The sequence below is a fragment of the Streptomyces sp. NPDC045778 genome (assembly GCF_056431945.1).
Map to the genome: position 1 here is coordinate 64182 of NZ_JBWKJZ010000016.1, position 24087 is coordinate 88268.

The following is a 24087-nucleotide window of genomic DNA, read 5'->3' on the forward strand; positions in this document are numbered from 1 at the left end:
AGGTGGGTCGCAAGTTCCTCACGAATCGGATGATTTCTGTCCTTGAAACGTGAAGGAGTGCGCGTGAGCCCGTGGAGTCGGGACCTGGGGGCGCGATCTCCTTCGCCCGGGTGAGAGGCCCGCCGGAGGGTCCGCGGAAGGTCGTCCGGCAGCCCGCCCGGTGAACCGCGTCCGGTGGACCGCGTCCGGTGAACCGCGTCCGGTGAACCGCGTCCGGTGGACCGCGTCCGGTGGACCGCGTCGGGTCTGGAGGGAGTACGTCCCGCCGCAGGGTTCCAGCGAGAAGCGTGAGCGCCCGTACACGTACACCAAGGAGGGCACCGAGGATCGGCGCACCTCCGACGGCCGTGCGGTGTTCAGTGTCGCCGCTGGGCCAGGGCTCGCTGGGCCGCGACGGCCGCGGTGCGCAGGGGGCCGCGTGCGCGCAGGGCGGCGCGGGCGGCATTGGCCCCGGGTGCCCCATGCACTCCCCCGCCGGGGTGGGCGGAGGCCGAGGCGAGGTAGAGGCCGGTCACCGGGGTTTCGGGGCGGCCGGTGCCCGGCAGGGGGCGGAAGAGGAGTTGCTGGTGGAGGGCGGCGGTGCCGCCGTTGATCGCCCCGCCGTGCAGGTTGGCGTCGGCGGCTTGGAGGGTGGGCGGCGCGAGGATGCGCCGGGCGCGGATCCGGTCCCGGAAGCCCGGTGCGTACCGCTCGGCCTGCTGCTCCATCCGGTCCGCCATGGCCTCCGCCTCGCGCTGGTCCCAGCGGCCCGTGAGGCCCTCCTCGCCGGCGTCGTCTCGTACCTCGTGCGGTACGTGGGTGTAGGCCCACGCGGACTCCGTACCGGCGGGTGAGCGGGTCCGGTCCGCGGTGGTCATCTGGCCGAACAGCAGGAACGGGTGGTCCGGGACCGTGCCGGTGGCCAGCTGGGCGGCGAAGCGGGTGAGCGCGTCGACGCCGTCGGCGAGATGTACGGTTCCGGCGCCGGCGGCCTCGGGAGCGGTCCAGGGAACAGGCCGGTCCAGCGCCCAGTCCACCTTGAACGTCGCGAAGTCCCAGGTGAAACGCCGCAGGTCCGCCCGCACGCGGGAGGGCAGATACCGCTCGGCGACCAGGTCGCGGTAGAGGTGGGGCGCCGAGACGTCGGCCAGCACGGCGTGCCGGGCGCGCACCGCGTCACCGTCAGCGGTGCGCACGCCCAGAGCCCGGCCCCCGCGCACCACCACTTGAGTGACACGCTGCCCGCAGCGCAGGGTGCCGCCGCGGTCCCGCAGCCGTGCCACCAGGGCATCGGTCAGCGCTCCGGCGCCGCCGACGGGCACGGGGAAGCCGTGGCTCTGGCCGAGCATGGACATCAGCCAGCCGAAGCCTCCGCTGCCGGCGGCCTCGGGAGCCAGGTCGGCGTGCAGCGCGTTGCCCGCGAGCAGCAGCCGGCCGCCCTCGCCTGCGAACCTTTCCTCGCCAAGGCGCCGTACGGGGAGCAGCAGCTCGCGTACGAACCGCAGCCCTCCCGCGGCCCTTACCCGCGCGGCGAGAGCGAGACCGGCGCGCACGGGCGGGAACGGTGTGAAGAGCGCGTCGAGTACGGGGCCGCCCACGCGGGCCCAGCCCCGGCACAGATCCAGCCAGGCCTCACCGTCGCCGGGGGCGAAACCCTCCAGGTTCGCCGCCGTCGTCGCGCGGTCGCGATCGAGCACGGCGCACCGCCCGTCCACCTGCGGGTGCGCCAGGACGTGCGGGGCGTGGCTCCAGTGCAGGCCATAGCGGTCAAGGCCGAGGGAGGCGATGATCGGCGAGGCGGCGGCCAGCGGATAGAACGCGCTGAACACATCGCTCACGAACTCCGCGTCCACCGCGCGGTCGCTGCGCACCGCGCCTCCCGGCTCGGCCTGCTCCTCCAGAACGGTCACGCCCCAGCCGGCGTCGGCCAGCAGGTTCGCGGCCACCAGCCCGTTGGGCCCACTGCCGATCACCACCGCGTCAGACATCGACGGCCCTCCCGCCCCTGTCCGGCGTCGACTCTTCCACGACGCGGGCCAGTCGTCCCAGCATGCGGCGGTGCCGCACCTGCAACAGGGCGTCGAGCGCGGTGTTGTGCAGGGCGCCGCCCACGCCGCGCAGCGGGTGCTCGTCCAGGATGACCAACGTGTGCTCGCCCCAGAGCCGGATGTCGAAGGCGATCCGGGCGGTGCCGAGTGGCCCGCTGTGCGCCTCCAGCTCCAGGGCGCGCGGAGGCTCGTGGCGGCGTACGACGGTGAACCCCTCGAACTCCTTGGGCCCCAGCCGGACGGTGTAGTTCAGGGTGGAGCCCTCTCTCGGCCAGACGCCCTCCCCCGGATACGAGGAGTGAGGGCCCACCACCCATTCGTGGAAGCGGGAGGCGTCGTCGAGCACCGCCCACAGGGCTTGCGGCGGGCGGCGGATGAGCTGGTGCCGTACTGCCATGGCTTCTCCCGGGGACGTAGCCGGTCGTCTGGGGGCGGCGCTTCGTTGATCGCCTGGTGGCGCTTCGTTGGTCGCCTGGTGGCGCTTGGTTGATCATCTGGGGGCGGCGCTTTGTTGATCGTCGCGCAGAGGCCGAGTGACCGCCTGTTCACGGTTCACACCCTTCCGCCGATTCGGCCGGCCGCCGGTGTGGCCTCGGCCGGGCCGGGGTACTCCAGACGCACCGCGTCGTCGGAATCGGAAGAGGACGCGGTCCAGCGCAACGAAAGGAGCCGTGCGGGTGGCTGCTGACCTGGGCAAGGTCGTCGTGATCACAGGCGCGTCGAGCGGAGTCGGCCGCGCCTGTGCGCAGGCGTTCGCCGCTCGAGGGTGCGCTCTCGTGCTCGCCGCACGACGGGCGGACGTACTGGAGGAAGTCGCCGAGGACTGCCGTACGCGCCACGGTGCCCGCACGCTCGTGATGCCCACCGACATGACGGACACCCAAGCGGTCGATCACCTCGCGCGGCAGGCCGTCGCGGCGTTCGGGCGGATCGACGTATGGCTCAACGCCGCCGCGGTGGCGGCCTTCGGAGCGCTGGAGGAGGTCCCGCACGCAATGTTCCGGCGGGTCCTGGACGTGAACGTCCTCGGCTGCGTGAACGGGGCCCGCGCCGCGCTCGCGGTGATGCGCGCACAGCGTCACGGCACGGTCGTCAACGTGTCCTCCGTGGTCGGCGCCGCGGTCGTCCCGTACAACACTCCCTACGTCCTGTCCAAAGCGGCCGTACGGGCCCTGGGCGGCACCCTGCGCCAGGAACTGCGGCTGGCCGGGCAGCCCGGCATCCACGTCTGCACGGTGCTCCCGGCGACCATGGACACGCCCTTCTTCCGCGACGCGGCCAACTACTCGGGCCGGGCGGTGACCCCCATGGGCCCCGTCTACACCGCGCAGCGTGCCGCGAAGGCCGTGGTGCGGCTGGCGGACAGGCCGCGCAGGGAGGTGTACGTGGGGCCCGCCGGCCGGGCTCTCGGGGCCCTGTCGAAACTGGCACCGCCGCTCGTGGAGCGCGTACTGGCGTACGAGATGGACCGCTCCCACCTCTCCCGCAAGCACACCGCGGAACCCACCGAGGGAAACGTCCTGCACCCCTCCGCCGGTCCGGCCTCGGTAGGAGGCGGCTGGCACGGCCGCACGCGCACGGTGATGCGCAGGTTCGGAACGGCGGCGCTGGTGGTGGTGGCAGTGGGGGCGGCTGGAGGCGCCCGCGTACGCAGGACAGGCATCAAGGGCGGCATCCGTACGCGGCGACGTTCGGGCTGACCAGGGCCTGGCCGGTAGCACGTGGGGCCCCGGCCCGGCGGCGCCGCGGAGCGCGGACCTCGCTCGCCTCGTACGCCAAGTGGGGCAGAGCCCATGCTCATCGTTGTCGATCCGGCGCATCGGCGCTGGACGACTCCCTGGTGCGCGTTGAAGCGGCATCCGCGGAAACCGGCACACCCGGATTTCTCCGGATCAGCCGCAGGAGTGCCTGTTCTGAGGCGCTGGACATCTCGCTCGGGACACCCAGGGAGTCCAGATAGGCGACCGTCGCTCGCATCTCGGCCGACCGGCGTTCGGCGTGTCGCGGGGTGCCGGTGAGGAATCGGTCGATCATTGCCGGTCCGTCGGCGCCCAGTTGGTCCGTGATCTGCTGGCGCATCCACTCTTCGCAGCCCGCCGCGCGAGCGGCCTCCACCGCCTCGCAGATCACCAAGGCGAGCGGTTTCATCAGCACGCTGCGCAGCAGTTTGCGGGCGGCGGCAGCGCCGGGAGGCGATGTCAGCAGTTCGACGGGGGCGCCAAGTCCTCGCAGGACCCGGGCGACGGCGGGGCCGCCGGGGCCGCTGGCGACCACGGCCGTCCGTGCGCCCGTGAGCGGTACCGGGCCGAGGATCGCGACATCGGCGAAGGACACCGGCGCATCGGCGAAGGCCTCGGCGGCCGCGGTCATCGTCTCCGGGGAAGCCGCGGTGAGGTCCGCCCAGCAGGTGCCCGGGGCGAGAGCGGGGCGGGCCTGCGTCGCGAGGCGGACGCTCAAGGACGCCGGGGTGAGCAGCAGCACCATCTCGGCGTCGCGTACGGCGTCGGCCAGGTCTGCCACGCGGTGGACACCGCCGGGGGTGGCGGCGGGGCCGGGGTCGAATCCGGTCGTCCGGTGTCCGGCGGCGGCCAAGGCCGTCGCGTAACGGGAGCCGGCCTCGCCGAGGCCGATCACAGCGATGTGCATCGTCGTCTCCTTGAGCGGTGGTGAAGCGGCGCTCCCCAAGCGGGGCCCGGGCGGCCTCCCGCCACGGCACCGGTTCACCGTTTCGCCACAGCGCTTCGGGGTGGTTGCCGTCAGGAGTCGTGGTGTCAGGCATCGACGCGTCCACGCTCCTGCCGGATCACCGCACGCTCCGGCGGGTCCGGTACGGGGTCCGTCCGGCTCGTCGCGCTCAGGACCACGCCCGCCAACGCCAAGGCTCCTCCGACGAGTTGGGACCAGATCAGCGGTGTCCCGGTCAGGACCGCGAACAGGTAGCCGACGGCTGGGATGCCGCCGGTGAACGTGCCTGCCACGGATGCCGGCACCTTGCGCAGGGCGAAGGTCCACAGGAGCAGGGTGAGGCCGGACGCCACGACACCGAGGTAGGTGATCGCGAGCCAGCCGTCGGTGGAGGGCGGCCGGAACCCCTTCTCACCGATCTCCCACCCCAGCCACGGTGCCAGGAACACCAGGCCCCACAGGCTGGACGCCGACGCCAGTACCACTGGCTTGAGGTGCGTGCAGAAGCGCCGTACGTAGGCGGTGTAATACGCGTACGCGGCGACACCGCCGAGCACGATCATGTTGCCGAGCAGGTCGAACCGGGGCCCGCCCTGCCCGACCACGAGCAGCACGCCGAGCACCGCGAGCACCAGTCCCAGTGCCCGGCCGGCCCGGAGCCGCTCGCGCAGCCACAGCAGACCCAGCAGCACGGTGAGCACCGGCAGTGCCGCCTGCAAGAGCGCGGCGCTGTCGGGTGAGGTGAACAGCAGTCCCACGTTTTGCAATCCGTAGTACAGGGCGACGCCGGTGAGTCCGCACACCACGTACGCGGATCTGAACAGGTCACGCGCCCGCAGGCCACCGGCGATGCCGAACGGCAGGAGCACCAGGGATCCGATGGCGAACCGCAGGAACGTGAGCTGGGCCGGCCCGGTCTCGGCCAGCACGCGGTCGCTCACGACGAAGGTCGAGGCCCAGATCAGTACGGTGGTCGAAAGGGCGAGCAGCGCGGAACCCCGACCCTTCACGCGTCCTCCGGCACCAGTCGCAGCTCCCGGCGCACGCGCGTCACCGAGTTCCGCAGCTCGACGAGGGAGGTGCTGTGCAGATGGAGCTGCGCGAGCCAGTACGGCTGTTCGTGCACCCGGTCCTCGACGACCCAGCCACGCTCCCGCTCCGCGTAGCCCGCGATCCGCACCGCCTGGTCCAGGAGTTCGGCCGGGTGTACGGCGAAGCCGCCGAACCGGACGGGGGTCCGATGGGTGCCCAGGCACTCGCTGCCGTAGAGATAGAGGGTGGCCGCGGCCCGCGACGGCTCCGCGTCGGGATCGAAGCGTTGGGTGGTGCACGTGCCGTGCAGCAGCGCGTCCGCGAGGGCTCCGACCAGGTCGCAGCCGTGGGCGAAGTCCGTCTGCGGGATGATCGTACGGCCCGCGTAGCGAGCCGCGATCTCCACCACGGCGCAGCTGCCGTCGGGCATGAGCTTGAGTTCGACATGCGTGCCGCAGGTGTCGAGGCCCAGTGCGGCGACGGCCCGTTCGGCCGTGTCGATCACCCGGCGGCGGGCGTCCGCGTCCATGGACGTCGGTGAGAGGTGACCGCTCTGGGTGAGCGGAGGCACTTTCGGCGTCACGTCGGTGATGGCGACCGGTACGTACGCGCCGGCCACCACCAGGCCTTCGACACAGACCTGGTCACTGAAGCCCGGTACCGGGTACCACAGGTCCGGATCGCCATGGAGCAGTTCCTCCACCAGGAAGGCCCCTTCGGCGTCGGCCGGAACGTCGAATCCGGCCAGCGACTCCCGTGCCGAGGCGAACGCCTGCCGCGCCTGCTCGGCGCGATCGACCCGCTGGATGCCGGCGGCGGACATACCGCGCCGTGGCTTGATCAGCACGGGACCACCCACTTCGGACATCAGGGTGACGATGTCCTCCTCCGACCGCAGCGAGCGGTAGCGCACGTTCGTCAGTCCTCCCACCGTGAGGGCGTCCCGCATCAGGAGTTTGTCCCTGGCGCGGGCGGCACCGGCCGCGCCGGGACCGCGCAGCCCGAGCTTCTCCGCAGCGCCGGCCGTCTGAGTGGCATACAGCTCGCTGAAGCACACCACGGCGTCGGCACGCCAGTCCTGCGCGGCCACGACGACGCGCTGTTCGGTCTCCTGCTCGTCCCGCCGGTCCCAGGTACCGTCGTCCAGCAGAACACGTTCCGCTCCGGCGGTGAGCAAGGCGCGCTCCACCGCATCGAGGCGTTCGGGGCGCGGCACGTAGACCGCGACGCGGGCCCTGGCTCGCAGAACGGGCAGAAAGTAGGGCAGCGGCGGGCCGCCGTAGTCGTAGACGATGAGCACCCTCATGACGCGCCCCCCGGAGAGTAGTAAAAGGCTCGTTCTTGCGGCGCGTCCGGGAACAGTGCCTCCCGCATCACGTCGTAGGTCGCCCAGTCCGCCCAGTGCACCAGCGCCGACTCCTTGCTGCGCTTGGTGTGTTCCCCCTCGACGGAGTGGGTCGCGATGATGTGCACCACCTCGGTCGGCAGGCCCATCTCCTCGGCGAGCCGCGCGCCTGTGTACGGGTGGCGCAGCAGCAGCGGTCGGCGCAGCACCGGCACCGCCGGTTCGGCCTGGCTCTTCGGACCGAAGAGTTCGAACAGGCCGACGTCGTGCAGCAGAGCGCCGGCCAGGACGTGGTCCACCGTGGTGCGGGAGCCCACGATCCGGTTGCACTGCTCCGCCATGTCGGCCGCGGCGGCCGCCACCAGCCGCAGGTGATCGACCAGCTTCACCTGCGGGCGGACGACCGGTGGCGCTCCGGACGCGGTCTCCTCGACGTAGCACATGATGCCCGGGTCGGCCCAGCCACCGCGCCGCGCGGCCTCGGTCAGCACGTCGACCGTCCCGTCCCGCAGGCCGTCGTCACCGATCCTGGTGAGTTCGGGCAGCCACTCCACCCACTTCACGATGTCTCCCTGGGGGCGGACAAGGTGACCTGTGACCGGGTCGCGGCCACCTCGTCGTCGATGACGGACAGCTGATTGCAGAGTTCGGGCAGGAAGTATCCGGGTCCTCGGCCGGTGGCCGCCGCCAGCTCACCGGCGATGCCGTAGGCGCAGACCCCGGTGACCGTCGCGGTGAACATGTCCTCACCCGCGACGGCGGCGAAGGCGCCGAGGACCGCGGACCGCGCGCTGCCTGTGCCGACCACCTGCCCCATGACCGGATGTCCGTTGGCGATCGCGGCCAGCCGCCGTCCGTCGCCGACGTGGTCGGTGCGGCCGGAGACGGCGGCGATGACCTGAGCGGACTCCGCCAGCTTGCGGCACACCTCATCCGCCGCAGCTGTGGCGCTGACGGCGTCGGCGCCACGCATCACCGACGGGACACCGCACAGGTCCGCCAGCTCGGCGACGTTGCCGGACACCACGCGGACGGCTCCGGTGTCGAGCAGCGACCTGGCGAGGTTGGAGCGGAACCGGCTGGCGCCGGAGCCCAGCGGGTCGAGGACGACGGGGATCGACCGTGCCGCACAGGTCTCGGCCACCTCCAGTACGGTCCGGTCCATGCCCGGCACCGAGGTCCCGACGTTCAGCACGACCGCGTCGGCCGTCCGGGCGATCTCGGCCGCCTCCTCGGCGGCGTGCGCGAAGATGGTCGCGGCGCCCAGCGACTTCACGGTCTGCGCACAGGCTGCCATCGACACCAGGTTGGTGATCATGTGTACGAGCGGACGGCGCTCGCGGATCGTGGCGATCAGCCCGTCGTCCTCCGGCCCGCTCATGGCGCCGTCCGCAACTGACCGGCACCCGTCACGACGAACTTCCTCGACGTGAGATCGGTGACGCCGATCGGCCCTCGCGCGTGCAGCTTCTGCGTGGAGACGCCCAGCATCGGGCCGAGACCGAACTCGTAGCCGTAGGTGAACCGGGTCGACGCGTTGACGAAGACGGCGGCCGCGTCCACCGCGTACTGGAACGCGCGGGCGTTGGCCAGGTCGGCCGTCACGATCGCCTCCGAGTGCCCGGTGCCGTACGTGTTGATGTGGTCGACGGCGGTCTCCAGGTCCGGCACCACGCGCATGGCCACGCTCGGGCCGAGGTACTCCGTGCTCCAGTCCTTCTCGTCGGCCCGGGTGGCCTCCGGGGCCGCCGCGCACACCTGGAGGCAGCCGTGCACGGTGACCTCGGCCCGGTGCAGTTCGGTGACCAGGCTGCTGACGTAGTCCGGCGCGTGGGCGGCGTGCACCAGCACGGTCTCCACCGCGTTGCACATGGTCGGCGCGGAGAGTTTCGCGTTGAGCACGATCCGGGTGGCCGATTCGAGGTCCGCCGACGCGTCGACGTAGATGTGGCAGTTGCCGCCGCCGGAGGCGAGGACCGGCCAGGGAGAGCGCCGCCGCACCTCGGCGATGAAGGCGTCGCTGCCCCTGGCCACGACCAGGTCGATCCGGTGGTCGCCGCTGAGCAGGTCCCACAGTGCCTGCCGTGACGGATCGTCGACGTACCGGGTGATGCCCGGTGGGACACCGGCGTCCGTCAGGCAGTCCTGGATGATCCGCACCAGGAGCCGGTTCGTCCGCGTCGATTCCCTGCCACCGCGCAGGACGATGGCGTTGCCGCTCTTCAGCGCCATCGCCGAGGCCTCGAGGGTCACCTCGGGACGGCTTTCGTACACGGCGGCGATGACTCCGAGCGGTACGCGCATCCGGCCGACCAGGAGGCCGTTCGGCTGCGGACGGAGTTCAGAGATCTCTCCCACCGGGTCCGGGCACTCGGCGAGCCACCGGACACCGTTGATGATCCGGTCGAACCGGGGCCGTTCCACCAGCATCCGCCGCAGCGCCTTGCCCGTGACCGAGCCTGCCCGCTCCGCCCGTGCGAACTCGTCCTTGTTGGTCTCGGCGATCTCGCCGAACCGCTCCTCCATCGCGTCCGCCACCGCGTGCAGGGCGGCGCGTTTCTCGTCTCCTGTCAGCCGCGCCGCTGCCGCCGCGGCCCGCCTGTCGACCATGTCCCCGGTCATCGGCGCACCACCTCGTCGAACACGGCGAGGGTGGTGCTCTCCAGGAGCTTGAGGTCTTCGGAGGTGATGTTCAGCGGCGGGGTGAGACGCACGACCGAGCGTTGCTGGCCGCCGACGCCCACGAGGACGCCGCGCGCCATCATCCGGCGCCGGAACGCCATGGCCTGATCGGGCGACCGCCACGCCAGGCCGATGAGCAGCCCCTGCCCGCGCACCTCGACGTCCGCCGGTGCCGCGGAACGCAGCGCGTCCATCAGCTGGTTGCCCGCTCGTTCCGCCGCGTCCGCCAGGCGGCCTGCGGTCAGCTCCCTGAGGACCGTCTTGCCCACCGCGCCCACCAGGGCTCCGTTCCCGCCGAACGTGGTCGAGTGGTCGACGGGTGCCCAGCATGAGCCGATGTCGTCCGGGGTCAGGACGGCGCCGACCGGCAAGCCGGCGCCGAGCGGTTTGCCGACCACCAGGATGTCCGGCCTCACTCCGGAGCGTTCGAAGGCGAACGTCGTGCCTGTCCTGCCGAGGCCGGTGAAGACCTCGTCGAAGATCAGCAGCGCGTCCCGTGCGTCGCACAGTTCGCGTAGCGCGCGGAGGAACCCGTCCGGAGGCACGATCACCCCGCCCACTCCAAGGACCGGTTCCGCGACGACGGCGAGCAGGTCGTCCTGGGACCGCGCGTCCAGTTGGCGTCCCAGCTCGTCGAGGTCCACCTCGCCGGTGCGGGGCACCGGCAGGTGCACGATGCCCGGGTAGAGACTGAAACCGGGCAGACCGGTCTTGTATATGTTCATCCCGGTGAGCGCGAGCGCTATGCCGGACCTCCCGTGATAGCCGTTCTCCAGCGCGGCGATGGAATGGCCGAATCTGCCGCGAGAGGCCTGGAACTTCTTGGCCAGCTTGACCGCCGTCTCGATCGCTTCGGAGCCGCTGTTGGCGAAAAAGACGCGCTGGAACGAGCCCCCGGCCAGTTCGGTGAGCTGTTCCGCCAGTTCGATGACCGGTTCGTTGAGCTGAAAACTCGAATGGACGAGTTCGCCCGCTTGCCGCTCGATCGCCGAGATCACCGCCGGGTGACCGTGGCCCAGCAGATGCACACCGGGCCCCGCGACACAGTCCAGATAGCGGTTTCCCTCGATGTCGACGAGCCAGGAGCCGCTGCCGCTGCGCATGACCGGGCCTTCGAGCAGGGTGGCCACCAGCGCCGGATGCGTCATCGGATGCTCCCGGCGGGCTCCTCGTTCGCGGCCCGGCCGGCGACCGCGTCTCCCGGTGCCGGTGAACCCGCGGGGCTCTGCCTCACTTCGGGTGCGAACCGCTGTACCGTCTCCAGCGTGATGGAGGCCTGGTCCGCCATTCTCTCGCCGTCCTCGGCCCCGGTGAATTGGCCGTGCGCACCGACCACTGAATTGCCCGTCTTCAGATACACCGGCCGTGCGACGCGCACGATGTCGGGTGCCTCGTACGTTCTGATGAACCCGCCGGATGACGGCGGATTGTCCGTATGCACGTCGAGCGGTACGGCCAAGTGCTGCCGGACCGCCGCGATGGCGGGCAGCGGGAGGTCCCTGACCGGGTTGATGCTGTCCGCGCCGAACTCCTCCAGCAGCGAGATGCTGATGGGATTGGCGTAGCCGAGGTGCGCGGAGGCCTTGAACGTGGTGTCCGCCGGCAGCAGAGCGGCCTTCCTGGCCTGCCCGAGAATCTTCAGCAATCCCTCGTCGTACACGACGAACGACCGGCAGCCCAATTCGAGGCCGCGCAGCACGTCGTCGAGCGCGCGCCGGATCTGGTCGACCCCGCGCAGCCGGTACCCGATGAAACTGCCGTGCTGAGTCAGCCGGGTGGGGCACGTGTCGTACGTGGCCCGCGGGCCCACCGAGAAGACCGCGGTGATGCCTTCGTCCGCGGCAAGCCTCAGATAGTCGGCCAGTTCTTCCCTGGTGTGCCGGAAGAGGCCGACCGTCTCGGTCACTCGGTTCACGGTCATGCCTCTGCGCCGGGCCTGATCCACCAGTGCTCGGAAGGTGCTGAAGCTGTTGACCACCGGTACTTCGATCCGGAAGTCGGCTCCATCGGGGAAAGAATGCGGTGAAGGACTGAGGCTGTAGTCGTCCTGTTCTGGAAGTCCAAGGCTGCGTAATAACTCCACGCCTAACATGAGCATTCCCTTCGCGAGCCCGAACCGGGGCTTGGCGGATGATGGAGAGACACCGATGACCGCGCCGAACCAGGACACCGGCCGTGACCGGATTCTGTCGTAAGCGCTTTCACGTGGTGGTACTCGATGCGACATGATGTCGGGCCGCGTGAATTCGTCTGTCGCACCGGTTGGTTCGTGACGAACTGCGGGGGCCGGCCGGTCCTTTGCTGCCTTCCTTCTATTCCATCTGCTCCACCCGTCCGCCGGGCGGTGGGGCCGCGCCGGTCGATGGGGGCCGCGCCGGTCGATGAGCGGGCGCTGCGCACGGCCGTGGTGTACGTCCTCACCGGTGGGTGCGCCTGGCGTCACCTGCCGGAGTTCTTCGGGGTCTCCCCGGCCGGGGCACATCGCCGGTGCGCCGTCCGGGCCGAGGCGACGTACGTGGGGCGGGGGCTGCGTCGGAAGGTCTTGGAGGGGCTTGGCTCGGGGCGCCCGCCGCATGCTCTCGGCGCAGGCGCCACAGGAGCCGCGGGCGCTGCGGGCGCTGCGGGGGCTGCGGGGGCTGCGGGCGCCGCCCCGGCGGCCGGCTCCGCTCCGCGGAGTACCTCGCCTGACTGCGAGAACGCGACTTCGTCCCGCACGTCAGCCGCCCCGGGATCGACTCCAGCGAGCGGCGCGGTGACACCGCTGGAAGGTCGAGCGGTCGCTCTCGTGGCTGTTCGGCTACCACCGCCGCACCGTGCGATACGAGCGCAGGGGCCAGCAGTACGGCTCCAGGCCTGAATCCCATGCACTTCCTCCAGACGGCGTCAAGGTAGCTGGGGAACGCCGCCCTCAGACCTGCTTTTCTGGCCATCACGACAGACATCGAAATTGAGCCAGGGAAACGGCACCCAGCGCACCATGGTCACGACAACGAGGAAATGTGCGTGTGAGATCACTGACGCGCAGGCGTTGATCGAGAAATGGGGGCGCTATCACCTTCCCTCTCCACATGATCCGGAAGGAAATGCAGGGGAACACCTTCTGCTGGAAGTCGGGTCGCGGACATGTACCCGTCCTTGGACGGGCGCCCGTCGGTGCCACCGGGCGAGCTGGCTCGCGCGGTCGTGGTGGAGGTGCTGCCCGTGCCCGGCCCGCCGGACTTCGAGGCCGTCCAGCGTCTGCGGTGCGATCCGCGGTGCGATCTGCGGTGCGATCTGCGGTGGAAGGCCGCGTGTGAAGTGGGCCTGAACGATTCGGCATTCGACCCGTCGCCGCTGGCGTACTTCCGGCGCCGGGGCCAGGCCCGAGGCGCCCTGGTCTCTTGCCCACGGGCAGCAACGGCTCCGGCCGAGCCGTTGTCCGACCGTCAGGCCCGGGCGTTTCCCACGCCGAGATCGTCACAGACCCCGGTCAGGAGTTTCCTCCGCCGGGAACACCGGGTTTCCGCCCTCGCCCGTGAACGGCGGATGGGGCGGCAGGTGCCCCACCGCTTGCCAGACGGCGTGGGCGGCGGCGAACTTCACGTCGCCCGGACCGGTATCCGCAGGAGCGATGGCGATCTCTGTGATCTCCACCAGCAGGCTGCGCAGGCCGGCGGGCAGTCCCCTCAGTGCGTACCAGGCGCCCTCTCGTGCTTCCGCCTCGGCACTGCCGTCGGCGGCTGCCGGGTGACTCCAGCGGAATACGTCCGCACGCACCACGACCCCGGCACTCGCCGCCGGAGCCAGGCGCACGCTGACCTCAGCGAAACGGGCCCAGCGGTTGGTCTGGCGCCGCAGTCGAAAGGTCCCGTCCATGACCTGAGTCTCCCGTACCGCCACCACGGCGCCAACCGCCCCATCCACAACAGGCCCCAGGGGCGCGGCGGTCGTGGGAGGAAACCCGACGTAGTCGCGGAATCGGTGTGACGCGTCCGCGTAGGTAGCCGGGTCGAGTTAAGCGGTGTCGAGGCGATCGGCGGGGGCGGTCACCTGGTGGGCCGTGACGCATGAGATCGGGGAGGGCCGGCACTGTTCAGGGCCTGCGGCGGTCGTTTCTGAGTACCAGGCCGGCGAACGCGGCCACGCTCGCTCCGAAGACTCCGGCCGCGTAGGCCGGGGCGTCATGGTCCACCAGGTATTTCGTGAGCCAGAAGACGCCGGTGATGCCGGCCGAGCCCAGCACGGCGCCGAAGATCCTGAAGCGGATCTCCACGCGGTCCATCCAGCGCCGGTGTTCGTAGTCCGCCTCGACCTGGCGCAGCATGCGCTCGGCGCTTCCCTGGACGGCGGTTTCCCAGGCGGTGACCTGCTGGTCGACGGGGAGGTCCTGCCAGGTGCTCCTGGCTTGGGCTGTTTCCGGCTCGGGTGCGGGCATGGGGTCGCTCATCGGGGACCTCGTCCCGTCGTGCCGTTGGTGTTCAGGGGCGGTGGGCCGAGGCGGTTGTAGGCCTGATGCAGATACGCGTCCTGGGTCCGGGGCTCGGGCGTCACCGGGGTGCGGGGTTTCATGAAGAGTGCGGCGTCTGCCAGACCGGCCAGGAAGGCACTGCCTCTGCGCGGGCCGCTTCGGATGCGGGGTGACTCCGATCCCGCGGTTTCGATGGGCAGGTCGGTCGGCGGGACGGTGCCGCGGCGGATGTTGACCAGTGCCGTGGCGACGAGGACCACTCCCATGACGGCGAGGAGCGCCGTGGCCCACCACACTCCCTCGGGAGCTGCCAGTACGACGCTGAACAGGCTGATCAGCAGTCCCATGGCATAAAGGTTCATGCCTGGCACGCCTCGTGCGTGTGCCTTGTCCTCCCGTGAGCCTGTGCGGGGCGGCTCCGCGGCTGCCGCCATGCCGGGCCGCGCAGGCGTGAGCGGCTTCGCCATGGGGGCGCGCGGGCTTCTCCGTGGGGGGAGGGCTGTCTGACGGCTCCGGTCGACATAGGCAGCCACTGCGGGCGGAAGCCAGTCGTCGGCGCGGTTCGGTTCGGGCATCGTGGTGACGCGCGTGCAGACGTCGATCACCGCGTCCAGCGAAGGCCGGCGGGCAGGGTCCTTGTCGAGGCAACTCGCTACCAGGTCCCGCAGTTCCGCTGGAACACCTGACAGGTCGGGTTCTTCATGAACGATGGCGTAGAGCAAGGCGTGTATCGAGGTGCCGTCACCGAAGGCAGACGTACCGGTGGCGGCGTAGACGGCGACCAGGCCCAGAGCGAAGACATCCGTAGCGGGCGTGATGCGATGACCCAGGGCCTGTTCGGGAGCCATGAATCCCGGCGTGCCAACCATCGCGCCCGTGCGCCGAAGACCTTCGTCAGCGACTGCTTCCACAGCGCGCGCGATGCCGAAGTCGATGACCCGCGGCCCGTCACCCGTCAGCAGGACGTTGGACGGCTTGAGGTCGCGGTGCACGAGCCCCACCCGGTGCATCTCCTGAAGTGCTTTGGCGATCCCTATGACGATCACGGCGACGGCGTCCACCGGCAGCGGCCCGTATCCGGCGACGACATCGCGCAGTGAGCGGCCGGCGACATAGTCGGTGGCGAGCCAGGTCTGCCGGTCGTCGGAATCGCTGTCGACGACTGCTGCGGAGTACAGGCTGTCAGCCCTTCGCGCAGCCTGAACCTCCTGGCGGAGGCGGCGGCGGAAGCCCTGGTCGCGGGCCAGATCCTGGTGGAACAGCCGGACCGTCACCCGCCGTCCATCAGGTGTACGCGCCAGGAACAACACGCCGGTGTCGTCCTCACCGAGCCGACCGAGGATCCGATGCCCGGCCACGGTGGCCGGGTCGCCCGCGCGCAGCGGCCGAAAGGCTCGGCGCACCTCTTCAGCGACCACGACGCCTCCCTCCTGCTCGTGCCTGCCTGCCGGCGCGCATCGGCCGACCCTCCTTGGCCCGCCGATGAGTTGAGCCGCCACTAACCTTGTACCCGCGTTGCATGAGGATTCCGCACAGTCTGTGACCACTTTCCTTCCCTTCGGGCTCGGTCAGCCCGGTCGCGAAGGGGCCAGGGTGTGGTCGAGCCCGTCGCAGAAGAGGGCTTGACGGCTGCCCTGTGGGTGACGCAGGCGGCTCTTCCGTTCCTGCGCGGGCACGGGGCAGCGGGCACATCGTGCAGGTGTCGAGCCTGGGCAACTCGCCGTCTTCCCCACCCTCGGACTGTCGAGATGGTCGCGGACGGCCATGGCGGTGGTGCCGTGGGGATGGCTGGCGCGGGTGGGCTTCACCGTCGCGGCTGCCCCCACAACCCAGGCTCTGCTTCTCTGCGGGGCGGCAAGGGCGCCGGGGCCCGCGCTGGCTGGAATGGGGCCTTGGGGGTCAGACGGCGGGCGGTGTGTAGCCGAGCCTCTTGAACAGTGGGCGCAGGCCGACGAAGTGGGCTTCGGGCAGGGCGTCGAACAGTTCCCGCGCCTCCTTCCAGGTGCGTAGGGAGTCCGTGATGTCACCCCGCGCGTGCTGCGCGGCCGCCAGGCAGGCCAGGATCGTGGCGCGGCGGCCCGGATAGCCTGCGCTGTTGCCGATCCGCAGCGCCCGCCGGTGGAACGCGATCGCGCGCTCGGGGTCGCCGAGCGCGTGCCGTACGACGCCCAGGGCGGACACCGAGAAGCTGACGAACCCGTCGTTGCCGAGGGTGCGGTGGAGGGCCATGGCCCTGCGCAGCGGGTCGAGTGCCTCGGCGAAGCGGCCCATCCGTAAATGGGCGGTGCCGATGTTGGTCTCGAAGACCGAGGTCGCCCATGGGTCCCCGGGTGGGGGCAGGTCGCGTAGCACGGTCAGTGCTTGCTCCAGGTGGTGTATCGCGCGGACGTCGTCGCCGGTGTACCCGTGGTGCGCGCCGAGATTGCCCAGGACGTGCGCCTCGCCGAACCGGTCACCCGTGCGGCGCATCAGCTCCAGGGCCTCGGTGAGGCAGGGGAGAGCCGAGGCCGGATCGGTCTGACCGTCGTACGCGGAGCCGAGGTTGTTCAGTGACAGCGCCTGTGCGTGGGGATCCTCGATGCGGCGCGCCGCATCGACCGAGACGCGGCCGACCAGGATCTGGTCCTCGCGCAGGGGATGGCCGCGCAGATAGCTCCACAAGAGCGCGGGCAGTTGCCAGGCGACCTCGTCGTCCCTGTGCGCATACGCGTCATGGATCGTGGCCAGGAGGTTCGCGCGCTGCGCCCCGCACCACAGGACGGCCTCGTCCTGCGTGGTGAAGGGGGAGAGCGTCAGCCACTGTGGCCGAGGGGGCAGTCGTACGGTACGCCGGTGGGGTGCGAGGATCCGGTCGGCGGCGTCCGCGTGGTGCAGGCACCAGGCGTACCAGCGGGAGCGCGCCGCGCGCCGCGCCACGGGCGTCTCGTCGGCTGCCGCGCGCTCGGCGGCGAAGATCCGCAGCAGGTCGTGGAGGCGGTAGAGGCCGGGGCCGCGCTCTTCCAGGAGGTGGGCGCGTACCAGTCGGTCCAGCAGGGTTCGGTCGGGCGTGCCGGAGCCGTCAAGGGCGGCGGCGGCCGCGAGTGTGATGTCGGGTCCTGGGAACAGTCCGAGGCGGCGGAACAGCCGTTGCGGGGCGGGGTCGAGGGCGGCGTAGGAGTGGGCGAACGCCGCTCGTACTCCCGTCGTGCTGTCGCCGTCGATCCGTAGGAGGCCCAACCGGTCGTCCGAGGCGGCCAGTTCGGCGGCGAGCCCGGCGATCGAGTGGTGCGGCTGGTCGCGCAGCCGTGCCGCCGCGATGGCGAGCGCGAGGGGCAGGCCGCCACAGGCCGCGAGGAGTGTGTCCAGGGCCTGAGGCGGTTCGGCCGTGGTGCGCTGTGGCCCCAGCATTCTCGTGAGCAGGGCCCTGCCGTCGCAGGGGGTGAACCCGGCCAGGTCCAGACGCCGGGCCCCCTCCCGCGCGGTGAGGCCGGTGAGGCGCTCCCTGCTGGTGACGAGGACGGTGCAGCTGGGGCTGCCCGGCAGCAGTGGCCTGACCTGCTGGGCGTCGCGTGCGTCGTCCAGGACGATCAGTACGCGCCGGTCGGTCAGCAGTGTGCGGTAGAGCGCCGCCGCTTCGTCCTGGTCGGGGGGTATGCGCTCGGCGTCCTCGCCCAGGGCCCGCAGGAAGGCGGCGAGTACCGTGCCCGGGCGCCGGGGGCCGCCGGGCGCGTGCCCGCGCAGGTCGGCGAAGAGCTGCCCGTCGGGGTAGTGGTGGCGATGGCGGTGGGCCCAGTGCAGTGCCAGCGTGGACTTCCCTGTGCCGGGCACGCCGGAGACGACGGTGACAGCCGTGCCCTGTTCCGGTGCGGCGGCGGTGGGGGCGGGCGGCGCGGATCCCAATCGGCGCAGTTCATCGGAGCGGCCGACGAACGTGGGCAGGTCGGAGGGGAGCTGGGCGGGTGCGGGCCGGGGGCCGCGGCCCGTGACGGGAGCGTGCCGGTCGGCCTCCGGCCGCAGCAGTGTGTCGCGTAGCGCCCGCAGCTGCGGGCCGGGGTCGAGGCCCGTCTCGTCGGCGAGCCGCGCCGCGTGCCTGCGGTACACCTCCAGCCCTTCGCTATGGCGTCCGGCCCGGTGCAAGGCCGTCATCAGGTGCCGTACGAACCCTTCGCGCAGCGGGAACTCGGCGACGAGCGACGCCAGTTCGGGGATCACGGTGACATGGCGGTGCAGGGAAAGCTCCAGCGCGAAGGTGTGTTCGAGCGCGCAGAGCCGCTGCTCCTCAAGGGCTGTGGCGGCGGATCTGAGCGGCCAGCTCGGCAGCCCGTCAAGCGCGGGCCCGCGCCACAGGGCGAGTACGCGCCGCAGGCCGGTCACCGCGCCGGCCGCGTCCCCGGCGCTCTCGGTGGTGCGCGCGGCGGCCACCCCGGCGGTGAAGACATGTGCGTCGACGGCGGATTCGGGGACGGCGAGACGGTAGCCGGGCCCGTCGCTGACGATGAGCGGTGCGGGACGCTGTTCATCGGCCGTCCCCGGCCCGGTCGGCTGCGCCTCGGCGAGGCGGCGGCGGAGCAGCCCGGCCATGTTGCGGACCTGGCGTTCGGCGGTCACCGGGGGGTCTTCGTCCCACACCGCGTCGATCAGCCTTGCCAGCGGCACGGCACAGTTGGGGCGCAGCGCCAGCGCCGCGAGCAGGCCGCGCTGACGCACCCCGCCGAGTTCGACGCGCTCGCCGCCCGCCCGGGCCTCCAGCGGGCCCAGCAGCCTGAACTCCACACGGCCTCCGTGGCGCGGGCGCGAACAGCGGACAGCGAACAGCGGACAGCGGACAGCGGACAGCGGACAGCGAGCAGTGACGCGGGACGGCCTGGATCCGGCGGCCCTCAAGAAGATCATCCTGAACGGGTCGGGCCGCGCGGTCCAGGGGCATTCGCGCCAGTCGTGCGGGAGGAGGGTGCGCGGTGACGGGCCGGAGCGCGATGCCCACGGGGCGCTCTCGTGACCGGGGCGTGAAGAAATCGTGTCGCGCCTTGGCATGCTCAAGTCCGTTCCCGCCCGGCGCACAGCCACCGCTCCCCGTACGCCGGTACGTCGGGCACTCCTCGTACACCTCGTATTCCTCGTACGTCTCGTACACCTCGTACTTCAGGCACTTCAGGCACTTCAGGCACTTCAGGCACTTTCGTGCACCTCAAGGAGAGAACCGTGAGACGCATCCTCGTCACCAGACGCCGTACCGTTCCCGTCGTCCTCGCCGCCGCGGCGGTGGTCGGCGGACTGACCGTGGCACCCGCGTACGCCGCGCCCCCGCCGCCGCCCACGGGCAGCTGCAACCCGGCCGTCAACACGATGTACTACGACGTCACGACCAAGGTCACCCCGGTGATCACCGACTTCCAGGCGATCACGATCGCCGAGGGCAGCACCGCGCAGAAGACCGTGTCCCTCAAGCAGGAAGACTCGGTGACCACCACCGTCGACCGGCAGACCGAGATCACCGCATCGGCTGCCGCGCTGTTCGCCAAGGTCGAGGCCAAGGTCCGCTTCTCCGTCTCCAAGACCACGTCCTCGACGAAGACCCATCAGATCACCGACACCTGGAACTTCAACCGCGCGGGGCAGTACGCCCTCTACCGGGGCACCCGCAACGTCGAGGGCGAGTACGTGAAGTACGTCTGCGCCCAGACCGGGCCGACCACCGGCGTATGGGTCAACGCCATCCGCGACGGGGCCCACGGCACCTTCACCACCTTCGAGACCCCTGAGATCGGCACCGCTGTGCGCAACTGCGCCGCCCTGGAACCCCTCGGCACCGTGCGCCGCGCCGCGCAGGACCGGCTGGACGCATGCTGAACCGCGCGCCGGGCACGACGGGCCGGCGACCGCCCGCGCCGCCACGCTCGTACCCCCGCCATCTCCGTTCGACCGCGACTCACAGCACCCAGACCGAGGAGAGCCGAGTGAGCCACATGCCCCGACGCGCACCGCGAAACCCCCGCCGCCGGCTGCGCTACGCCCTGGCCACCGCGGCGGCAGCGCTCGTGACGCTGCTCCCCACCGCGTCCCCCGCGACCGCAGCGACCTCCGCGTCCGGCACCAACTGGGACGGGTGGATCTGCGAGCCCGGCTACTACCGCATCAACACGCCGAAGGGAATGGCCGTCGACATCTCCCAGGGGCCCGAGAACCCCGGAGCCATCATCCAGTACCCCTACTGGGGAGGGCACAACCAGCAGTGGCAAGCATGCAGATGGCCGAGCCCGACCCACAGCACGGACTGGGTGTTCAAATCGCGGCTCACCGGCCAGTGCATCACGATGGTCGGCTACAAGCCCGACGACGGCCAGGCCTTCCAGCAGGGTGACTGCGGCGACTACATCGGCACCAACCAGAAGTTCTGGCTCGACCACCACCCCGCCAACGGCCCCTTCGCGATGCAGGTCCTGCACTCCGGGGCCTGGGTGTCGATCCAGAAGGACAAGTTCGCCCAGGAACGCGCGCTCCTCGTGCAGTACTCCGACAAGGCGATGATGTTCTCTCTGCAAGGGGCCTGAGCGGGTGGGCCCTGTGCACGCGCTTCGGTACGGGGCCTGGCAGGAGGCCGCCGGGGCGTCGGGCCCGCCCCGGGCACCGGACCGCAGCGCCGCCGCGCTGGACGTCGCTGCGGTCCGGTGCCGAGGTTGACCCCGGCCTCCCCCCGGACCGCGCCGGTCAGAGCAACGGGCCTGTGCGGGGCTGCGTATCCCGGCAGCCTGTCTCTGACGAGGGGCCCGCACACAGGGTGCGTGGGGCCTGACGGCGGAGGTCCAGGAGTCCCAGCGGCCCATCGCGACCTGCCGGGACGCAGTCCTTCCGGGCAGTGTGTCCGCGTTCATACAGGCCGCTCCTGCCCGGCCCGCGTACATGTGCCGTCGCAGCCGAGGCGGGCTGGCCCCGGCCAGCGTGCCAAGCTCTCGGCAGTCACGACGTAATGCGCGCCGTGGGTACTTCGCCGGCCGTGACCGATCGGATGCGCTGCTCCAGTACGCGTGCCCAGGATTCCGCTGTGGGACTTCCACCCCCTCGAGGGGCATTGATGGACACCTCCACGACGCCCACACGCATGATGATGTGCTCGAACCGCGCGCTCTCGAAACTGAGACCGCTATCGCCTACGTCGGCATCAGCAGGGTTGTAACAGGAGTACAGCGAGCGGTCGAGTTCAATATTCTCCTGGACGGACGCAATTCGCTCGTCGCGCGTGGGCTTGCTGTCCGTCCCTCCAGAACCCATGCGTACGGTCAGCGCGAAGTGGGCCCCGCCCCCTTGCGCCCCGTTACCGGCACTCTTATGCATCGCGTACTCACTGGTGTTGATCTCAGCGGCCCGCTGCGGCGTGGCTCCGCAGACAGTGCCATAAGTCGCCTCGATCGAGGCCGCGGCGTCTTGCCAGCCCACGAAGTCCGTACCGGACAGGCGCCAGCCCGGCGGTAGTTCCTTGGCTGTGGGGAACGCTGCTTGCAAGCCGTCAAGAGTGGGCACCCCGCCTTCAACCAGGGAGTCCTCGTTTTCCTCAGAGGGGCTGGACGTGTTTCCAGACGCCTGAGGAGCAGCTGTCGTGCTTCCAGATCCGCGCGGCGCGGTCGCCTTGTCGCTCGCGTCGCTCGAACACCCTGAGACGACAAGCACCGCCAAGGCCGCCCCACTGCAACGTAAGACCGCGCCACATGCGCCATGCTTCATCGGTAAGTCCCCCATCTTTGCCGCGACTTACCGACCGTAACGTTGCGGCTGAGCCATGGGAATGGGGAGGGGCCAGCCGGGGCATCTGCCAAGAGTTGCGCCCGTGCCCCACGTCCAGGTCCGCGCCGCACGAGGCCTCCGGGCGCCGCCGACAGCACAGTTGAGCGCCGTCAACGGCCCCGGGCCCCGCTGCTCGATGAGGTGATCCGCTTGCCGGGCAGACACACCGGGCCGCACCGACAACCCAACTCCCCACAGCGCGCTCGTCACCCTGCCGCCGCGAAATAGGCGAGGAGCACGGCCGGGCCGGGCTCGTCTCGTCCATGCCAATCAGCCTGCCCCACACATGGGCGGCAGGGCATGAGTACAGGTGCTCACACCCGCCCCTCCCCCGGCGTCCTGGCGAAACCTGGGCCACGGCCTCCGGGTGCCGTCAGCGGGCCGCGGCCGCCGTCCCGACCGCCACCCCCTTGTGCCCCTGCCGGTGCGAACGATCCGCATCACGGCGCCGACGCGCGACCCCCTGGGACAGACACAGTGCTGCGCGGAGTCACCCCCAAAGAGGCGCCCTTCCGGGTGCGAGCCGTCGTACGGGAATGGAAGGAACGCTCCTGCGCGACACCCTGCCCGACGCGCCTACCGGCCTCTTCGAGGGGGTCGCGGACAGCGGACCCGCGCCCGCCAAGGCCCGGACGCCCTCGCGCCCGCGCACCGCCGACCTTGAGGTTGCGCAGGGGGGCGACAAGCGCGGACGGCGTGGTGGAGTCCGTCGCCGCGCTGTCGGCAGTCGCGCAGGATCCTGTAGTTCTTCAGCGCCGCCAAGGTGTGTTCCCACCCGTGCTCGCACCCGTCGATGCTCTGCGTTGTCCGCCCCTTCGCCGGGCGGCAGGGCCAGCCGCTGTCGCTTGCGGTGCGGCATCACCAGGCCGGTGTTGACGTACACGCCGTCGCCCAGCACGGTGACGCCTTCGCAGTGACGGGCCAGGCCGGAACTCCTCCACACTTGTGCGTCGGCCTTGTTGTCCGAGGCCGGCCGGGCGGTAGCCATCGCCAGGCAGGTGTCGGCATCGATGATGGTGCCGTTGCCTCCGCGCTCGCGAACCACCAAGAACGCCCCGTTCCGGCCTTCTGCAACAGGCTTCGGTCGCGCCTCCGCTGTCGGAGTGCCTATTGGTCAGAACCCAGCCCACAGGTGCCGGGTAGGCTGCCCGGATGGCGATCGCGATCAGACCCGCAGCCGAGTCCGACCTGCCGGCCCTGCTGGCGCTGTACGCCGAACTGCACGCCGACGACCCCGTGCTCCCCCGGCCCGCCGCACTGCGCACCTGGCAGGCCATCCTGGAGCAGGCTGGCCGGACGATCCTGCTGGCCGAGTCCGACGGCACACCCGTCGCCACGGCCGACTGTGCGACGCTGCCGAACCTGACCCGCGCGGGCAGGCCGTTCATGCTGATCGAAAACGTGGTCGTGACAGCGGCGCTACGCAGGTCGGGCATCGGTACCGCGCTGATGGACGCCGTGCTCGCCCTGGCACGGGACGCGGGCTGCTACAAGATCCAGCTCCTGTCCCGCGCCAGCCGCCACGGAGCACACGCCTTCTACGAGGCGCGCGGATTTCGCACAGTGGCGCAGGGATACCGGCTCTACCTCGACTGAGCTGGTCCCTGCCCGGGGCCGCGACCGCAGAGTGCCGAGGCACCGGCGGCTCAACCGGAGAGGTCCTTCCAATAGCGTGCGGAAAGCTCACAGCGGTCGTCGTAACCGTGGTGCTGGTAGAAGGCATTGGCATCGAGCCGTGAGCGCAGCGTGGTCACTTCGACGGCGGAGCAGTCCCATTGCCGCGCCAGCTCCTCGGCGGCGCTGATCAGCCGGCTGCCCGCCCCCGTGCGGCGGGCCGCCTCGTCGACAACGAGGCTCTCGATACGGGCCCAGCGCCCGGATTTCTCCAGGTACGGGACGGCGTGCAGGGAAAGGCAGCCGACGACGCGTCCCCTGTGCTCAGCCACCAGGACCGCACCGAACGGGTCGTCGAACCACAGGGTGAAGCGCTTTTCGACCTCCTGTGCCGTACTGGCGTACCCGAGTTGGCCCAACAGGCCGGCGATCTGGTCGGCATCCGCGAAAGTGGCTCGGCGTATGGTGACTGTCACCTCGTCAACCTACCGCAGCTT

Annotated in this window: 20 protein-coding genes and 1 pseudogene; 4 read left to right on the top strand and 17 right to left on the bottom strand. The window is 70.9% G+C overall.

Translation table 11 applies throughout. The features are described from left to right. Positions 1 to 356 precede the first annotated feature (356 nt). Together AC07GB_RS21570 and AC07GB_RS21575 are read right to left on the bottom strand one after the other, a co-directional pair. Positions 357 to 1967, bottom strand: a complete 1611-nt coding sequence (locus AC07GB_RS21570) for a phytoene desaturase family protein (protein WP_478847764.1) — start codon at positions 1965 to 1967, stop codon at positions 357 to 359. Then, entirely contained in the window at positions 1960 to 2424 is a 465-nt protein-coding gene (locus AC07GB_RS21575) for an SRPBCC family protein (RefSeq protein WP_478847766.1), read from the bottom strand. The genes AC07GB_RS21570 and AC07GB_RS21575 overlap by 8 nt, the downstream gene beginning before the upstream one ends. Before the next feature lie 280 nt (positions 2425 to 2704). On the opposite strand from AC07GB_RS21575, the gene AC07GB_RS21580 reads away from it, so the two are divergent. Next, complete coding sequence (locus AC07GB_RS21580; RefSeq protein ID WP_478847768.1) at positions 2705 to 3727, top strand: SDR family NAD(P)-dependent oxidoreductase; 1023 nt, start codon at positions 2705 to 2707, stop codon at positions 3725 to 3727. 97 nt (positions 3728 to 3824) lie between these two features. On the opposite strand, the gene AC07GB_RS21585 is transcribed toward AC07GB_RS21580, so the two are convergent. The 12 genes from AC07GB_RS21585 to AC07GB_RS21640 form a co-directional block, all read right to left on the bottom strand. Next, entirely contained in the window at positions 3825 to 4673 is an 849-nt protein-coding gene (locus AC07GB_RS21585) for an NAD(P)-dependent oxidoreductase (protein WP_478847770.1), read from the bottom strand. Between the two features lie 125 nt (positions 4674 to 4798). Next, complete coding sequence (locus AC07GB_RS21590; protein ID WP_478847772.1) at positions 4799 to 5722, bottom strand: DMT family transporter; 924 nt, start codon at positions 5720 to 5722, stop codon at positions 4799 to 4801. Continuing rightward, a complete protein-coding gene (locus tag AC07GB_RS21595) occupies positions 5719 to 7050 on the bottom strand; it encodes an ATP-grasp domain-containing protein (protein WP_478847774.1) in 1332 nt (443 codons plus the stop codon). The genes AC07GB_RS21590 and AC07GB_RS21595 overlap by 4 nt, the downstream gene beginning before the upstream one ends. Next, positions 7047 to 7652, bottom strand: coding sequence for an HD domain-containing protein (locus tag AC07GB_RS21600; protein ID WP_478847776.1), 606 nt, complete (start codon positions 7650 to 7652; stop codon positions 7047 to 7049). Before AC07GB_RS21600 ends, AC07GB_RS21595 begins: the two co-directional genes overlap by 4 nt. Next, entirely contained in the window at positions 7649 to 8470 is an 822-nt protein-coding gene (gene thiM, locus AC07GB_RS21605) for a hydroxyethylthiazole kinase (protein ID WP_478847778.1), read from the bottom strand. Before thiM ends, AC07GB_RS21600 begins: the two co-directional genes overlap by 4 nt. Continuing rightward, a complete protein-coding gene (locus AC07GB_RS21610) occupies positions 8467 to 9711 on the bottom strand; it encodes a glutamate-5-semialdehyde dehydrogenase (RefSeq protein WP_478847780.1) in 1245 nt (414 codons plus the stop codon). The genes thiM and AC07GB_RS21610 overlap by 4 nt, the downstream gene beginning before the upstream one ends. Continuing rightward, the gene (locus AC07GB_RS21615) at positions 9708 to 10919 is read right to left on the bottom strand and encodes an aspartate aminotransferase family protein (RefSeq protein WP_478847782.1); all 1212 of its coding nucleotides are present in this window, start codon (positions 10917 to 10919) and stop codon (positions 9708 to 9710) included. The genes AC07GB_RS21610 and AC07GB_RS21615 overlap by 4 nt, the downstream gene beginning before the upstream one ends. Beyond that, complete coding sequence (locus tag AC07GB_RS21620) at positions 10916 to 11941, bottom strand: peptidase (protein ID WP_478847784.1); 1026 nt, start codon at positions 11939 to 11941, stop codon at positions 10916 to 10918. Before AC07GB_RS21620 ends, AC07GB_RS21615 begins: the two co-directional genes overlap by 4 nt. A 1286-nt stretch (positions 11942 to 13227) precedes the next feature. Then, positions 13228 to 13626, bottom strand: coding sequence for a hypothetical protein (locus AC07GB_RS21625; RefSeq protein WP_478847786.1), 399 nt, complete (start codon positions 13624 to 13626; stop codon positions 13228 to 13230). A 217-nt stretch (positions 13627 to 13843) separates the two neighbouring features. Continuing rightward, the gene (locus AC07GB_RS21630; RefSeq protein ID WP_478847788.1) at positions 13844 to 14185 is read right to left on the bottom strand and encodes a hypothetical protein; all 342 of its coding nucleotides are present in this window, start codon (positions 14183 to 14185) and stop codon (positions 13844 to 13846) included. A gap of 8 nt (positions 14186 to 14193) precedes the next feature. Then, positions 14194 to 15636 carry a serine/threonine-protein kinase gene (locus tag AC07GB_RS21635; RefSeq protein ID WP_478847790.1) on the bottom strand — a complete coding sequence of 481 codons (1443 nt, stop codon included), beginning with the start codon at positions 15634 to 15636 and terminating at the stop codon, positions 14194 to 14196. A 481-nt stretch (positions 15637 to 16117) separates the two neighbouring features. Beyond that, positions 16118 to 18970, bottom strand: coding sequence for an AfsR/SARP family transcriptional regulator (locus tag AC07GB_RS21640; RefSeq protein WP_478847791.1), 2853 nt, complete (start codon positions 18968 to 18970; stop codon positions 16118 to 16120). Between the two features lie 429 nt (positions 18971 to 19399). Between AC07GB_RS21640 and AC07GB_RS21645 the strand changes: the two genes are divergently transcribed. Next, positions 19400 to 20047 carry a hypothetical protein gene (locus AC07GB_RS21645; protein ID WP_478847793.1) on the top strand — a complete coding sequence of 216 codons (648 nt, stop codon included), beginning with the start codon at positions 19400 to 19402 and terminating at the stop codon, positions 20045 to 20047. A gap of 116 nt (positions 20048 to 20163) precedes the next feature. Next, positions 20164 to 20748, top strand: a complete 585-nt coding sequence (locus AC07GB_RS21650) for an RICIN domain-containing protein (RefSeq protein WP_478847795.1) — start codon at positions 20164 to 20166, stop codon at positions 20746 to 20748. Between the two features lie 406 nt (positions 20749 to 21154). On the opposite strand, the gene AC07GB_RS21655 is transcribed toward AC07GB_RS21650, so the two are convergent. Next, complete coding sequence (locus AC07GB_RS21655) at positions 21155 to 21697, bottom strand: hypothetical protein (protein ID WP_478847796.1); 543 nt, start codon at positions 21695 to 21697, stop codon at positions 21155 to 21157. A gap of 963 nt (positions 21698 to 22660) precedes the next feature. Continuing rightward, positions 22661 to 22991: pseudogene (locus AC07GB_RS21660) on the bottom strand (transposase family protein); the annotation flags it as partial. Between the two features lie 137 nt (positions 22992 to 23128). On the opposite strand from AC07GB_RS21660, the gene AC07GB_RS21665 reads away from it, so the two are divergent. After that, entirely contained in the window at positions 23129 to 23572 is a 444-nt protein-coding gene (locus AC07GB_RS21665) for an N-acetyltransferase family protein (RefSeq protein WP_478847798.1), read from the top strand. A gap of 50 nt (positions 23573 to 23622) precedes the next feature. Here the strand turns inward: AC07GB_RS21665 and AC07GB_RS21670 are convergent, their stop codons facing one another. Then, positions 23623 to 24066 (bottom strand): GNAT family N-acetyltransferase, encoded by a 444-nt coding sequence (locus tag AC07GB_RS21670; RefSeq protein WP_478847800.1) that lies wholly within the window; start codon positions 24064 to 24066, stop codon positions 23623 to 23625. Between the last annotated feature and the right edge of the window lie 21 nt (positions 24067 to 24087).

Bases quoted from the DNA above. Each gene is read 5' to 3' on its own strand.
- AC07GB_RS21570 (WP_478847764.1), bottom strand. From the start codon at position 1,967: ATGTCTGACGCGGTGGTGATCGGCAGTGGGCCCAACGGGCTGGTGGCC.
- AC07GB_RS21575 (WP_478847766.1), bottom strand. From the start codon at position 2,424: ATGGCAGTACGGCACCAGCTCATCCGCCGCCCGCCGCAAGCCCTGTGG.
- AC07GB_RS21585 (WP_478847770.1), bottom strand. From the start codon at position 4,673: ATGCACATCGCTGTGATCGGCCTCGGCGAGGCCGGCTCCCGTTACGCG.
- AC07GB_RS21595 (WP_478847774.1), bottom strand. From the start codon at position 7,050: ATGAGGGTGCTCATCGTCTACGACTACGGCGGCCCGCCGCTGCCCTAC.
- thiM (WP_478847778.1), bottom strand. From the start codon at position 8,470: ATGAGCGGGCCGGAGGACGACGGGCTGATCGCCACGATCCGCGAGCGC.
- AC07GB_RS21610 (WP_478847780.1), bottom strand. From the start codon at position 9,711: ATGACCGGGGACATGGTCGACAGGCGGGCCGCGGCGGCAGCGGCGCGG.
- AC07GB_RS21615 (WP_478847782.1), bottom strand. From the start codon at position 10,919: ATGACGCATCCGGCGCTGGTGGCCACCCTGCTCGAAGGCCCGGTCATG.
- AC07GB_RS21625 (WP_478847786.1), bottom strand. From the start codon at position 13,626: ATGGACGGGACCTTTCGACTGCGGCGCCAGACCAACCGCTGGGCCCGT.
- AC07GB_RS21630 (WP_478847788.1), bottom strand. From the start codon at position 14,185: ATGCCCGCACCCGAGCCGGAAACAGCCCAAGCCAGGAGCACCTGGCAG.
- AC07GB_RS21650 (WP_478847795.1), top strand. From the start codon at position 20,164: ATGCCCCGACGCGCACCGCGAAACCCCCGCCGCCGGCTGCGCTACGCC.
- AC07GB_RS21665 (WP_478847798.1), top strand. From the start codon at position 23,129: ATGGCGATCGCGATCAGACCCGCAGCCGAGTCCGACCTGCCGGCCCTG.